We start from the raw sequence: 14,396 nt of genomic DNA on the forward strand, positions 1-14,396 counted from the left end.
GATTCAGCATTCTGTATCAACGTATATGAGTCTAAATAGTATTGAAGAGCGGTGGAGTAATTCTTTTCTGAAGGACTGCTGTTATTTAATCAAAATATTTTAGTATTTTAACTAGTAGATAATCAACGATCTATATAAAATCCCCCGTATGCCTTTAATTGCTCTATGGGGGAGGTTTTTTCATCCTTTCTTGAAGATTTTTGGATCCCTAGGCTAGGTACAATATTTACGATTCAAAAATAAAGAAAAAGTTCTGACCACCGTTCTTGATGGCCGGAACTTTTTGTTGGACTAGCTTGTCAATAGCAGAAATTACCCCCACTGTCCGGTCATGGATTCCGCCTCAGTCATGAGTCTATGATACACTTCTTCAGATATCTGGTCATTTTCAAACTGATGATGAAGCTACGCTTTAAACCCATCAACATGTTTAGCAACTTTGTCAGCTAAACCATTGTTTTCAAAATGGTCTATAGCTGTCCAATGACGCTTTAGCGCATCTGCAACAGCATCACTGGCGAAAGCCTTTTCTTCTTTATAACGGCCGCCTTGAACACTTGTTATATCAAGGTTTATGTAAGATGAGAGTGTGATATTTAACATTTTGTTAACATTGAGGATAATGAATGGAAGCTTCTCATAAGTTGAGCAAACTTTTGGGAAGCTTCTTTTTCATTTTTGTCCCACTCAAATATCAGCCGATTTCTAAACTAAAGTAAAAAACCTTGAAAGGCATTTTGCCAGTCAAGGTTCAAATAGATTTGATGTAAATAAAAACACCATTTCCATGTAACTCATTGAGATTATAATTATTGGAGGTGGTTTTGTGTGGGAAAAGAAAAAGCCCCGGAGTGAGGGCTAGGATTAATCATTTAAATTGTCTATAATTACTGTGCCTTCTCTGTACTTTTTAGCGAAATTTTCTGCATTAAGTAAAAACCGAACGAGGCTATAGGCTCTACAGTCTTTTTATTTCTAACAGCATAATTGTACCAACTTAAATCCTCTCTAGAATACATTTGTTTTTTAGTTACTTTATCAATTACTACCGTGTTCTTCCCTAGTGTTATTCTTCCTTACTACTGTATTTTTCCACCTATTACTGTAATCAATAGCATGTTGAATAGAAAAAGCCGCAGTAGCTTATGCTTTATATGATAAACAGAATACAGGTTGTCTTTCAAACCATTAGCATAAAGTTGTTTACCGTCACTAGCTCTAAATACTACAGAATGTTCTCGTCGGATGAATAGTCTTCAGCGCATCGTAAGTATAGGAAGTTTTCAATTGCCCTTGAGTAAAGTGGTAGACTTTATAATTCATTAAATCTCCAAATCTACTATTATAATCACCATAAAGTACTTTCTGAGGATCTACCATTACTTTTACTACCATTCCATAAACCAAAAAGCACTCAAAATGTACATGTTGCCCCATTGAGTCTCCTGTACTTTCCATATAACTAATACGAGTCCCACGACTCCTGCTTTAACATATCATCGCTACAATCATGAAGCGTGTTGGACATGAAGATATTGATACCACTATGCGAATTTATACACATGTGACGGATAAAATAAAAAGGATGCAACCGAAAAGGTATCTAATCTTTACGGAAACATCCTTGGTAAAATAACTTTTTAAAAATTTTGTGATGTTTTTGTGAGATTTTCTTCAAATATCACCTAACCAACACTCCAAATTCTTGTTAAATCAAGTGTTCAAGGCGGCTTATTACATCAATTTTGACTAAATGGGGTCAAAAAAATCAGTGTTGCCGTTCAACCCTTGTTATATAAGGGGGTAGGGGCATGACTTACATCATGCCGCCCATAATTGACACCATTTCTTTAAATTACTTCTCACTTCTTTTCACCTAAAAAATGCACTTTATAAAATATAAACACTATTATTTTTCGTCGGATTTCTCTCTATTATTTTTATCGGTTATGTTTATGTTATTTTTTTAAAAATAACATCCTTGTAAAGTTGTACTAATTAAAAACATTACATAATTAACTTACTCCACCACTACTCGCAAATTTAAACTTAAGTAGTAATTATCTATTCATTTAAATGAATATAATAATCTGTTTCTTCATCCATCCTCTTTAAAAATTCTTCAAGTGATGTTGCAATTTTTTCTTCAAAATAGTAAACAGGACAAATCCCGCCTTCTTGTTCCTGCTCCAAATCTAGAGTAAGATATGTTCCCTCTCCAACTTCAAAAAATACTAACATATTATCTGGATATAATTCTCTAATGGTTGAATCTATAAAATCATCTTCACCGAGTATAAAATCTGCTACACTATGAGGATCCATTAACCTATTTCTACGAGTTTTATCAAAGTTACATATAAAGCCGTACCCTACTTTTAAATAGAACTCTCTTAGTTCATTAGGAAATTTTTCACCTAATCTCTTTTCTGCTTCAATAACATCATCTTCTAAACGATATATTATATGCTTTTTGTCTTGGTTTTGTGGATTATTTAGTTCTGAAACATATTTATTTAGGAATTCAAAGTCATACATATATTTTCCTCCATTAATAAATTATTTAAACAATTTCTTTTCTGGTCCATCCTTACGATGTATCCCACTTTGATGTTCGTTTGGTCTTTTTGCAGGATGTATATTGTACCATTCATTCGGACCACCATGTTCATTTTTTATAATGTGGTGAGCATCGTACCTATCGCCTTTTTCAATATACACTCTTCCTCTTTTTGAAAGTACAGGCTTTGAATACGTAGGCCACTTTTGTCCTGTGTTCTTCTCCCACTCATCAATTAATTTATCTTTTTTACGTTGAAATTCCTTTCTATGCTTAATTATCTCTCCTTTAGGCAATTTACCGGAATAATCAACTTCTCTTAACTCTTTTTTAAGTAAAATCTTTTGGTTATCTGGTATTTTTCTCCCAGTAATCCTTTCAACATCCTTAATATACTCTTTTACACCATAAATTTTAACGAGATTCCCTGTACTCTTAGTTTTCTTCGCTGTATGTTTTCCTTTATCCGCAAATTTAATAACTCCGCTAGCTTTAACTAGCTTAAAAACTCTTCCGTGAGGCATCAGAGAAGCTGCCGCTATATCCTTCTCTTGTTGGGATGCTCTTGGATCCATTAACGTTTTTGCATCATCCCAAATGAGAAAATCAAAAGCTTCCTTTGCTATTTTTCCTCCCATTTCTTTTGCATCATCCATACTTCTTTCTAGCCAGCTTTTTTCTGGCTTCTTGGGTCTCCATCGATTTTCAGGAATCGTATCCACTAATTCATATTCTACACTTCCAGATTCGGATTGGAACTTCCTTACGATCCTACCATCCACCAATGTATAGTAAGTTCCCTGTCTCACTTTTTTATAGTCCGAGACCTCTACTGCGGAAATTACTTGGTGTTCAATGGAAGAAAATTCTCCTGTAGTTAAACGGTCACCTGATGCTGCTACAGCTGCATGCATAGCTCGATAGCTATAATCCATGGTTTTTAATCCAAAATGTTTCTGTAAATACTGAATCGGAATAGCTGCAAATCGAGTATACCTAGAGAGTAGAAGCTTGCCTGCTTCGCCAAGAACTGCCTCAAGCCCAATTGCGTTTCTAACAGCCTTGTTCTCAATACCAGCTACAAGTTCTTTGTGAAACTTTTGGTCATCTAGCTGTCTGGCTTGGTACCTATCAATACGTAACTTTCCATTGTTTCCTAACTCACGGATCTGACTAATATAATTCATCATGCGAATATCTTGTTCAATGGGTTCTAGCTTAGCTGTATTGTGGCGGTCAAAGGCGTGGAGCTTCTCTATCGTCTGACGGTTCAGCTTTTTCGCGTGTTGTACTTTATCTAGGAACTCCCCATCGTCTATATCGCGAATGTCAATAATATCTTTAACCGAGTGAAGAACGGCATTTGCCTCATCCGTTAACGCCATAGTAATCTGTTCCATTCGTTCAAAACTTCGTTGCACATCTTGAGAAAGAAAATCCTCGCGAATAACCCCATCTTTGTTTGGTTCCATGTCTTGAACCGACTTTTTCATTTCCTGTAAAGTATCGGAGTAATTCGTAATAAAACCTTCTAGGAACAACAGAAATGGCATGTGTACCTCTTGATAGAAGGTTCGAATAGAGTTAGCCGTTTTCCCTTTAAACGCATCCTCCAAAGCTATAATACCCTCTATGCTTTTCTGGATGTTTTTTACTTGTGTATGTATTTGTTCTAGCTGCGATATGGTTTTGTCGATATAGCTATGAAGGTCGCTTACATAAAGCGCCTTAATGAACATCTCCTCCTATCCCCTTGGTAATCATTTCAATGTAACCCCTTTAGTTGCATTATACTAAAAGTAAAAAATATATGGAATTGTTTATGGGAAAAATGCCACCTCCCCGTAACTCATTTCGATTATGGTTACAGGAGGTGGTTTTTTGTGGGTGTGTCAATAATTTTGTGTAAATCCCGTCTTAGTAGATGTTAGCTATAAAATAAACAAATTTCTTTAGCCACAGCGATAGCTGCTTGTCCTTGAACTTGTGCCTCTTCTTTGTGATTCGCTGTGTTAGGAACAGAGGACCCTACAGCGGGAACATGGAAGAGTGCCGGTCGTGGTATAACATGGCTATGTGGGTGAAGCCCTCTAAAATTACCACGATGGAAATTTTGTGTTTAGCAGACCTAACGGTTATCCATTTATCCAGAAAAATATTATTATCAGGATGAATCGATTATTTGAATATACCAATATTACTAAAAAAGCTACCCCTCATATTTTCAGGCATACACATATTAGTATGATGACTGAGGCCCGAATCGATTTGGCAACTATTATGGAAAAAGTAGGCCACGAGGATATAAAAACGAAAACGACCATGAAAATTTATACTCACGTAACAAATAAAATGAAAAAGGACGCCTCTACTTATAATTCTCATTTAAATGATAGACTTGTTAACTTTAATCCAAACCTCTCAGATATACATACGTTAAAAGAAAATTCAAATATCCAGATTGAAACTTGGGGTTATAAAAGTATGAAATTCTCGGATTTTGAAACGGATGAAAAAAAAAGCGATAAATATATCCCAAAGATTGCTATACTTGATAGCGGAATATCTACAGACCATCAGGAATTAAAAGGTGTTATAAGAGGAGAATATAATGCAATTGATCCTAACTCTTCTGTAAAGGATGATTTAGGTCATGGTACTGCAATTGCTGGCATTATCGCTTCACTAGATAATACCGAGGGTATCGTTGGCACTTCACATGGCATGGATTTATATTCTGTTAAAATATTAGACTCTAATGGAGAGGGTTCAGTAGATTCCTTAATTCGAGGTATAGAGTGGTGTATAGACAACAAAATAGATGTCATCAATGTAAGTTTTGGCATGTCTTCTGATAATCCGAAACTAAAAAAGGCAATAGACAAAGCGATCAAAGCAAACATGATAATTGTTGCAGCTGGGAATAACACTAGGTTAATGGTTGATTATCCCGCAAAATATGAAGGAGTAATTTCAATCAATGCAGTTAATAAACAATATAAGACTGAGAAACTATATTCATCAAGAGGTAAAATAGATTTCTGTGCACCGGGAATTAATATTCTTACACTCAGTAATAAAGGTAACTATAAAGAATTCAGTGGAACTTCTTTTGCAGCAGCCTTTGTCTCAGGCTTTGTCGTAAATCTATTAAATGCACCAAGTAAATATGGTATTGATTTAAATGACAAATACAGCACCATTTACTCCTATTTAAAAGAACATGCCGTAAATCTTGGTGAAAAAGATTTGTATGGAAATGGATTTATTCAATATCAATAGGGAAAGAGGTTGAAGACCTATGCTAAAAAAAATGCTATCATTGGTTTTAGTAATGAGTTTATTACTGGGTTCTGTCCCATTAAATCATGTAAAAGCAGCAGATATTAATAATACTAATTCAAAAGATTTTATAACTGAAGGTATTAGCCAAGAAGACCTTAACTTAGATACGACAGAAGAAGGTTTACAAATATCTACGAAGGTTGATTTTGATTCGAAAAATATTGATGAAGAGGAAATAGTAACAGATAAGGAATTACCACTGGATGAACTTAATTCTGCAAAAGTGGTGTTGGATATTAATCTAGATTAGGGGAATGTTACTCTAGATTCCACTCTTTTAGACGAAGATGGCAATAAACACATCAAAAAATATAATGTTCTAATTGACGAAGCTAATAAAGATAGTGTAAAAGCTACTTTCGTTGATACGGAAACAGGAAAAAAATATGTTTACGACTCTGAAGAACTATCGGCTTCATGGGCTATTGCTATCCCCATTGGAATAAACATTGGCCGCGCTCTATTAGCCACTCTTTTTGCTGCAGGGGCTGCAATTACAATTGGCGGTGTGACCTACATTGCATATAAAGAATTTAAAAAGAAAAAGAAATCCTATAGTCATTACATGGCTTCTAGACAGAAAAGCGGTCTATTTATTGGTAACGGGCTTTCTAAAAAGAATGCTGTTAAAAGACTAAAAAAGCAATTGGATACATGGTCTACTTCTAAAAGAAATGCTCAAACTATAGCAAAACAAGCTAGTCCAATAAGTAAAATAGTAGGTGCAGAAATAGATAAAAATGGAAAAGGAAAGCATTATCACTATCACCCGGCTAAAAGCAAAAAACAAGGTAAATACATTCGTATGAAGTCTCACGCTTTCTATGGGGCACCTAGATAATAAAATATTATATAAAGTAAGCCTTCTAATGGAGGGCTTACTTTATATATCCATTGGAGGTGAAAATGTATAAAGTAAAAGTAAATCCTAAAAATTTAATATATAAACAATTAATTGACTTAGCTTTTAATTATTGTGATACATTCCATTTAGTTATAAGAAAAGACATGGGAAAAATAAGACATCTTAAAAAGATGTTACTTAAGATAAAACCCTCCCTTATTGAACTAAGAGAAGAAAGTGAATGGGCTAGTACCATTCTAGATGATGAAACCGCTTATGTTTACTATTACAACACACAAGATGCTACAACGCGAGATTTTATCAAAAATAATGTAGACTCATTATATTCATGGGAACAGCCGGAACTTCCTGAAGATTTATCTTTTTTTAAGAATGGAGAAGTTTGGCTTGCAACATCTAGTCATGAAAATCAGTGTTACATTTTTCCAACTAATCAAAATGAAATCGACAATTTGCAAAATATTAATGGTTTGGAGCTAGAAAAGGAAGAAGAGTAGAAAGGAGATGCAACTTTGACTCAATACTATTACATATCATCGCCGCATAAGCTTCCAAAAGGTACTTTTGGTTCTCAACCTGTATCAGAAAAACAGCCTAATATCTTTAATAATGAGCTAGATGCAATAGAATTAATATTTGAAGATAATTACGACTCTAAAACAAAAAAAAGATTTAAATATGTACCTATACTATCATTTAAATATCAAGTAGCTGTTTATAATAATTTTTTACCTATTAAAAATCAAGAAATAGGAAACTCTTTCGAGGAAAAATGCTTACACTTATTATATGAATATCTCCATACTGCATTACACGAGAGTGGAATACTAGAATTTTGCACTTGTCTAAACGGTACCGAAGAACAAAGTAATTGGACTAAGAAAATCTTATATTGGTCTGATATAAAATCTCCATATGATTTAGTTCTTAATGATAGAGAAATATGCGAGATGCTAATATAGCAGGCTAACAATAATGTCATTTTAATTTTTATGAGTTTCCTGAATTATTGACATTCTGTACCCCATCCAACAAAGGACGGGGCTTTTTTTTATTACCCATACATCAATAATGGATTCAAAAGGAAAGTGTTGTCCAGATATACTTATGTATTTATTTTGCCTATTAATGCTGGTTATCTTGCCTTTAGCTTTATAAAAGTCGTGCTTATCATAATACTCTAATTCAACTGTTAAATCATTCGTAACAGCAATTAATAGGTTTAAATTAATTTCCTTTTATTGCTGTTCGTCAAGGATGGGTTTTTCTTTATATTCCTGTTCTTTCCATACTTCTTCCAGCATTTCTACATGCTCTGGAAGCATAATAGATGTCCATTTAATAGTAACTCGATCATTTACCATTATGCACTAACCCTCTTTCTTACGTATACAGCAATAGCCTAATATGCTATTTTGCTTGTTCTACACAAAGCGATTAAGTAATCCTTTCATGATAAGACCTCAAGAACTTTTGTCCGCATTAAATTATAAAAGACTAACTTATATACGAGTTATTAATGTAAATTTGTGATGGAATTTTAAAATAAACGAGCTTCATAATGGGTCTTTTATACCATACATTTTATAGTTAATATTTACCATATAATAAAAAAAATGTATAATATGATTGGAAAAATTTACTAAAGAGGTGAGTTATATGTACTATGCGACTTTAAATCAAAAACAAGGGGAGCTAAGAGCGTTAAAAAAACTAATTAGAATTTGGAACCGATGTTAAAAATTTTATTCCTATTATGATAATTAATGATTATACTCAAGAAGTTTTGGACGTCATAAGAAAGAGTTATACTAATTATATGCTTTTAGACGTTCGTAATCTCAATTCAGAAGATATTGAAACTTTAGAGGATTTATTAGAACAGCCTAATAACTTAAATTTTGATATTTTATATCCAATAGAATATTTATTGGAAAATCCTTCTCAAGATCATAAAAATCATATAAGAATAAGCAAAAGTGATGTGAATCCATTTTTTTGTCAATGGATTAAAAAAAATATAAATTCTATCCCTAATACCGTTATATTAGATTTCGAGTTCATAGATAGTCCAGAAGACCTTTTAATTTCCAAATTACTTCCAATTATAGAACTATTGAACGGTCGAAATATTGTCGTAATGAGTGGGGCGGTTCCTCAAAGTTTGCCAGTATCTGCTGATGAGGATTATGAATTGAATAGATTTGAGAGAAAACTTTTTGACAAAGTTAAAAATATATCTCCAACTGATTCAAAGTTGTTTTTTGGTGACTACTCATCAGTCAGTCCGATATTAGCAACTGGTGGTATGGCTATAGTTCAAATTAAATATACGTTGGAAGAAAAATATTGGTTTGTTAGAAATGGACAACGTCGAGGTAATTATGATTTTGTCAAAGTATGCCAACAAATCGCGAATCTTGATTCTTTCGATGAAGATTATTGTTGGGGTGATAAATATATCAAGTCTGTAGTGGAAGAAAATACAAATAAAGGTAATCCGTCTGTATGGACATCAATTGGTGTTAATAGACACATTGCTTTTTGTTTGAATGAATGTTAGTAAAAAGCAGGTGAATTTTTTCATCTGCTTTTTACTAACTCTTTAATGAAAGGCGAACTTGTTTTTTTAAACTTTTTTTAATAGAATTGGATAAATTTTCATCTAATTTTTTTACAATATCCTGCTTAAAAAGCTTCCTAACCTCACTTGACTTTAAATGCTTTTCTAGATATTTCCCTTTAGTAGCAATTTTTTTAATTTCATTAGAAGAGAGCAAAGACAAGAAATCTGTAAAGGACAATTTAGGATTTAATTTTGCCTTTCGAATAAACGAGAGACGAATTGTATTTAATCGAGTTTTCCTTACCAAAATAATCCCCCAATACTCAGGTACAAAATTAGATATCGATTCTTCAAACTTAGCACCTACTACAATGTAATTCATTTAAAAATTCCGATCATATTCAGGGATTTGAGTCTCCAAGCGTTTAATAGAATCATAATCACTTTTTATTTCATAAGCAACTACATGGCCATTCACAGAAACTATGTCAGCCCTAGCTTTTCCAGAAGGAACTGTAACTTCTTCGTATATCTTACAATCCTTGTAAGTGGAAAGCCTCGTGATTAAAGCGGTTCGGATTTCATTATCGTCTAATTTTTTCACATATATCATATATATCACCTAAATTTTATTTTATATATAATTGTATCATTTATCAATTTTATTTATGATAATTTTTGATAATCATGTTTAGCCCCACCAAAAATGGTAGATCATGATATTTGCTTCTAAAATCCTCACATAATTCGGATTATAGAGAGCAAGGACTACTGTACAAAATATTAACACCACAGCCAATATGATATTTCAAATATGCTAAAAGAGGTTCTAGTCAAGTGTTGGTGGGTGATTAGAAACCTACTCCTATAAAGAAGCAGGCTTTTTAATATTAATACACGGGCTTACAATTAACTCGCCAGTAGCAAATTTACTAACTGACTTCTTAACCGTTACTGTTAAAGATTTGGTTTGCTTGGCTTCTTCCAGCTCCTCTTACGCCTTGGATGAATTAAATCACTAGATAAATTATTTAAGTTTTTTAGCTGCTTAACTGTTATACCGTGATCTTTTGCGATGTCCCAGAGAATATCACCTTTTTTAACGGTATAGATTCCTTTGCCTTTACTTGGTTTGGAAACCCCTTTCATTAGGCCTTAAGTTTAAGTAATCAGCAATACCATCAGCTATAGCCGTTTTGTTACGCAAGCTTTTTAATATCAAACGTGAAATCCATATAGCCACCTTCTGTTAAGATAGCGTCGTCTTGTTTCTCTTAAAACATAGAAGTCTGCCTTTTTCAATCTAAACCATAAGCCTTAACAATACGTTTATGCATTTTAGCTTTAGCGCCTGGATGGTTACTTAAATAAGTGTATGTTTCTGTTCCTGTCCAATTGCCCCATTTACCCGTTTAGTTTAAGATTTATAAAATAAAAAAGGCACTCATGAATATGAGCACCTTTTTTAACGAACTTCATTATCTTTTCTAGGTTTGATATAATTCAAATCCTGCTTACTGTCACTTAGCCCACTTGTGGTAGGGTCATTAACAATACCCAAAATAACTAGAACAGCAAAAACCGCATTGATAAATTTTGCAGCTTCTGCATTAAGTAATTGTGCTGTTACATTGTACCCAAACCAATTACCTACAACTTGTGTCAACAATACAATTGCAAGAACTAAAGCCAACCAAAATGATTTCTTCTTTGCTCTTACTTTCCAATTGATTTTCACAATAATTCCTCCTTTGATATAAAATATTTAAAAAACAGCTTGCCCCGTTTGGACTAGCCGTTTATCGTCAACACCTTTTCGTATATAACCCTAGTTCAGCCCTTACCTCGGCGCTGTCTCTGCTATCTGTTTTTATGGACTTAGACTTTTTTAACTGATAAGCAAAATAACTAACCAAAAGCCCTAAAACTGCTACTATAATTCCTAGTTCAACTGTCATACATATCCCCTGTATTTTGACATAAAAAAAAGCACCGACTTCAGTGCTTTACTATCAATCAATTTTTTACTAGCAATATATTAACAACATAAAAATTATCTAAATTCCTCAAGCTCCATCGCTTGTATTTCGAGGTCTGTCGTTTTCTGACCTTGCTCCATTGACCGTAATTCCAGGTCTATTATCTGTTGAAATTGCCTCATGTCTTCAAACTCTCGTTCCGTAGTGGATTAGCCAAGTTGTCTAATTTCATCTGGAGTTTGTCTAATTTTTCTCTGTATGTCTATCTCAGCTCGAATATCTTATCTCTGCTTTTGACGTATTTCCTCTCCAGTTAAACCACTAACCCATTTACCATCCTTAAAAATAGGTCTGTACATTCCATCAAGCAAAGATATTTCTGAAGCATTTTTTGGTAACTTCTTGGTTCAAAATATAAACTATCGGTAACAACAAATAAAATGAAAAAGGACGCTTCCGCAAAAGTAAGAACTTTATACGAAGACGCCCTTTCAAACTTAATTTCTTAAAAAAATGTTATTTTCATCTTATTTTTTATGGTTTTGAACGGGTACATATCCGCTTAAGATGTTGTTATATCAACATTCTTGAGCGGATTTTTACATCATGCCGCCCATTCCACCCATGCCGCCCATGTCAGGCATTCCGCCGCCCGCGCCTTCTTCTTCAGGCTTGTCAGCGACTACTGCTTCTGTTGTTAAGAACATTGCAGCTACGGATGCAGCGTTTTGTAGTGCAGAGCGAGTAACTTTTGTTGGGTCAACGATACCAGCTTCAACCATGTCTACCCATTCGCCAGTAGCAGCATTGTAACCAATACCAACTTTTTCGCCTTTTAGACGCTCAACAATGATAGATCCTTCTAAACCAGCATTGTGTGCGATTTGACGTACTGGCTCTTCCATAGCACGACGTACAATGTTAGCACCAGTTGCTTCATCACCTTCAAGGCTTAGTTCAGCTACTTTGTTGTAAATGTTCATGAATGCTGTACCACCACCGGCAACAATACCTTCTTCTACAGCTGCACGAGTAGCGTTCAAAGCATCCTCAATACGTAGCTTACGTTCTTTTAATTCCGTTTCTGTTGCAGCTCCAACTTTAACAACTGCCACTCCACCTGCTAGCTTAGCTAAACGTTCTTGTAGCTTTTCTTTATCAAATTCAGAAGTTGTTTCTTCCACTTGTGCACGGATTTGCGCAACACGTGCAGAGATTGCTTCAGGGTTACCAGAACCTTCTACAATCGTAGTGTTTTCTTTTGTAACAACTACTTTAGCAGCACGACCTAGCTGATCCATCGTAGCGCTCTTAAGATCTAAGCCGAGATCTTCTGTAATAACTTCTCCTCCAGTTAACGTTGCAATATCTTCAAGCATTGCTTTACGACGGTCACCAAATCCAGGAGCTTTTACAGCTACTGCATTGAATGTTCCACGCAATTTGTTAACTACTAATGTAGCAAGCGCTTCGCCTTCTACATCCTCAGCAATCATCAATAAAGGTTTTCCTTGCTGTACAACTTGTTCAAGTATAGGTAATACTTCTTGAATGTTACCAATTTTCTTATCCGTAATTAGGATGTACGGATTTTCCAAAACTGCTTCCATTTTGTCTTGGTCTGTTACCATGTATGGAGAAGCATATCCACGGTCAAATTGCATACCTTCAACTACTTCTAGCTCTGTGTTGAAACCTTTTGATTCTTCAATAGTAATAACTCCGTCGTTACCAACACGTTCCATTGCTTCAGAAATTAACTTACCAACTTCTGCATCGTCAGAAGAAACTGCTGCTACTTGAGCAATAGATTCCTTGCTTTCGATTGACTTGGAAATATTTTTTAGTTCTTTTACTGCTACTTCAACAGCCTTTTCGATTCCGCGGCGAACACCAACCGGATTAGCACCGGATGCTACGTTTTTAAGACCTTCACGAATCATGGACTGAGCTAATACAGTTGCAGTCGTTGTACCGTCACCAGCAACGTCATTTGTTTTAGAAGCAACTTCTGATACTAGCTGAGCTCCCATATTTTCAAAATGATCTTCTAGCTCGATTTCCTTTGCAATCGTTACACCATCATTAGTAATAAGCGGTGAACCGAATTTTTTATCTAATACAACGTTACGTCCCTTAGGTCCTAATGTAACTTTTACCGCATCTGCTAATGCATCTACACCACGTAGCATTGCGCGACGAGCATCTTCACTAAATTTAATTTCTTTAGCCATCGATAAGTCCTCCTTTGATTTGTTCAAGTTAGTTCAAATTAAGTATTTTCTATATTTATATCGAGATTAGCTTACTACAGCCAGGATGTCGTTCTCACGAAGAATTAAGTATTCTTTGCCTTCGTATTTCACTTCCGTACCGGCAAATTTAGAGAAAATGATACGATCTCCTTCTTTTACTTCCAAGGCAATTTTTTTCCCATCTTCTGTTACGCGACCAGAACCAACTGCAACAACTTTTCCTTCTTGAGGTTTTTCTTTTGCAGAGTCTGGAAGTACGATACCGCTTGCAGTTTTTTCTTCTTGTTCAACAAGCTCGATAACAACGCGATCTCCTAGTGGTTTAATCATGTGTAGAAAGCCTCCTTAATCCTATTCTCATATTTTTATTAGCACTCGAATCAGGTGAGTGCTAATTCCAATTATTATAATAAATAATTCCAGATAAAAATGCAAGTATGAAAGCATAATTTTTTTATTTTGTTTTTTTACATGCAGTAAAAAAGAAGCATAAACTTTAACGGATAATATGCAATATACCAAACTTTTTAGTCTAATTACCATCATACATATACGTTCAATCTTTCTGTTATATAGAATCATCTATTTATGATAAAATAACATGTACATTCTATGTTATCGTTAATAGATGAGATGAATCAAATATAAACTACTTAAACAATGAATAGTATTTTTGCTGGGTTTTTAACTCCCCATAATAAAATACTGTACGGTTATAAAAACTATACTAAAAAATTCTGTTTTTCTCCATTTGCTTCAAAATACATTAGTTAAATGGACTATTAATTTACTTGCTTTTTCTTCATCCCATTAGGAAAAATCATAA

Annotated in this window: 15 protein-coding genes and 2 pseudogenes; 7 read left to right on the top strand and 10 right to left on the bottom strand. The window is 34.3% G+C overall.

Features of this window, described 5'->3' with window-relative positions:
• Window positions 1–405: 405 nt before the first annotated feature.
• From BKP57_RS07150 to BKP57_RS07165, 3 genes are all read right to left on the bottom strand, one after another.
• Window positions 406–603 carry an FIMAH domain-containing protein gene (locus BKP57_RS07150; RefSeq protein WP_050351891.1) on the bottom strand — a complete coding sequence of 66 codons (198 nt, stop codon included), beginning with the start codon at window positions 601–603 and terminating at the stop codon, window positions 406–408.
• A 1,461-nt stretch (window positions 604–2,064) separates the two neighbouring features.
• Window positions 2,065–2,538 carry an SMI1/KNR4 family protein gene (locus BKP57_RS07160; protein WP_050351893.1) on the bottom strand — a complete coding sequence of 158 codons (474 nt, stop codon included), beginning with the start codon at window positions 2,536–2,538 and terminating at the stop codon, window positions 2,065–2,067.
• Between the two features lie 21 nt (window positions 2,539–2,559).
• On the bottom strand, window positions 2,560–4,299 hold the full coding sequence (locus BKP57_RS07165; protein WP_083547213.1) for a T7SS effector LXG polymorphic toxin: 1,740 nt from the start codon (window positions 4,297–4,299) through the stop codon (window positions 2,560–2,562).
• Window positions 4,300–4,675: 376 nt separating this feature from the next.
• On the opposite strand from BKP57_RS07165, the gene BKP57_RS21660 reads away from it, so the two are divergent.
• The 6 genes and pseudogenes from BKP57_RS21660 (at window position 4,676) to BKP57_RS07195 (ending at window position 7,732) form a co-directional block, all read left to right on the top strand.
• Window positions 4,676–5,842, top strand: a complete 1,167-nt coding sequence (locus BKP57_RS21660; RefSeq protein ID WP_083547214.1) for a S8 family serine peptidase — start codon at window positions 4,676–4,678, stop codon at window positions 5,840–5,842.
• Between the two features lie 19 nt (window positions 5,843–5,861).
• Complete coding sequence (locus BKP57_RS07180; RefSeq protein ID WP_072741253.1) at window positions 5,862–6,155, top strand: hypothetical protein; 294 nt, start codon at window positions 5,862–5,864, stop codon at window positions 6,153–6,155.
• Window positions 6,156–6,170: 15 nt separating this feature from the next.
• Window positions 6,171–6,353: pseudogene (locus BKP57_RS23110) on the top strand (SAR2788 family putative toxin); the annotation flags it as partial.
• Window positions 6,354–6,413: 60 nt separating this feature from the next.
• Complete coding sequence (locus BKP57_RS07185; protein WP_072741254.1) at window positions 6,414–6,746, top strand: hypothetical protein; 333 nt, start codon at window positions 6,414–6,416, stop codon at window positions 6,744–6,746.
• A gap of 65 nt (window positions 6,747–6,811) precedes the next feature.
• Window positions 6,812–7,267: a hypothetical protein gene (locus BKP57_RS07190; protein ID WP_072741255.1), complete on the top strand. Its 456-nt coding sequence runs from the start codon at window positions 6,812–6,814 to the stop codon at window positions 7,265–7,267.
• Window positions 7,268–7,282: 15 nt separating this feature from the next.
• Window positions 7,283–7,732, top strand: coding sequence for a hypothetical protein (locus tag BKP57_RS07195; RefSeq protein WP_072741256.1), 450 nt, complete (start codon window positions 7,283–7,285; stop codon window positions 7,730–7,732).
• Between the two features lie 21 nt (window positions 7,733–7,753).
• Here BKP57_RS07195 and BKP57_RS07200 read toward each other — a convergent pair.
• Window positions 7,754–8,134: pseudogene (locus BKP57_RS07200) on the bottom strand (YolD-like family protein).
• A 392-nt stretch (window positions 8,135–8,526) separates the two neighbouring features.
• Between BKP57_RS07200 and BKP57_RS07210 the strand changes: the two are divergent.
• Entirely contained in the window at window positions 8,527–9,333 is an 807-nt protein-coding gene (locus BKP57_RS07210) for a beta family protein (RefSeq protein WP_083547215.1), read from the top strand.
• Between the two features lie 34 nt (window positions 9,334–9,367).
• Here the strand turns inward: BKP57_RS07210 and BKP57_RS22485 are convergent, their stop codons facing one another.
• The 6 genes from BKP57_RS22485 to groES form a co-directional block, all read right to left on the bottom strand.
• Entirely contained in the window at window positions 9,368–9,718 is a 351-nt protein-coding gene (locus BKP57_RS22485; RefSeq protein WP_198035030.1) for a hypothetical protein, read from the bottom strand.
• Complete coding sequence (locus BKP57_RS22490) at window positions 9,719–9,940, bottom strand: sce7726 family protein (protein ID WP_198035031.1); 222 nt, start codon at window positions 9,938–9,940, stop codon at window positions 9,719–9,721.
• Window positions 9,941–10,293: 353 nt separating this feature from the next.
• Window positions 10,294–10,485, bottom strand: a complete 192-nt coding sequence (locus BKP57_RS23210) for a LysM peptidoglycan-binding domain-containing protein (RefSeq protein WP_082240930.1) — start codon at window positions 10,483–10,485, stop codon at window positions 10,294–10,296.
• Window positions 10,486–10,801: 316 nt separating this feature from the next.
• Window positions 10,802–11,074 carry a phage holin gene (locus BKP57_RS07225; protein ID WP_072741258.1) on the bottom strand — a complete coding sequence of 91 codons (273 nt, stop codon included), beginning with the start codon at window positions 11,072–11,074 and terminating at the stop codon, window positions 10,802–10,804.
• A gap of 840 nt (window positions 11,075–11,914) precedes the next feature.
• The gene (gene groL / locus BKP57_RS07230; RefSeq protein ID WP_050353582.1) at window positions 11,915–13,549 is read right to left on the bottom strand and encodes a chaperonin GroEL; all 1,635 of its coding nucleotides are present in this window, start codon (window positions 13,547–13,549) and stop codon (window positions 11,915–11,917) included.
• 66 nt (window positions 13,550–13,615) lie between these two features.
• A complete protein-coding gene (groES, locus tag BKP57_RS07235; protein ID WP_050353581.1) occupies window positions 13,616–13,900 on the bottom strand; it encodes a co-chaperone GroES in 285 nt (94 codons plus the stop codon).
• Between the last annotated feature and the right edge of the window lie 496 nt (window positions 13,901–14,396).

The sequence above is a fragment of the Virgibacillus sp. 6R genome (assembly GCF_001895305.1).
GTDB lineage: Bacteria > Bacillota > Bacilli > Bacillales > Amphibacillaceae > Virgibacillus > Virgibacillus pantothenticus.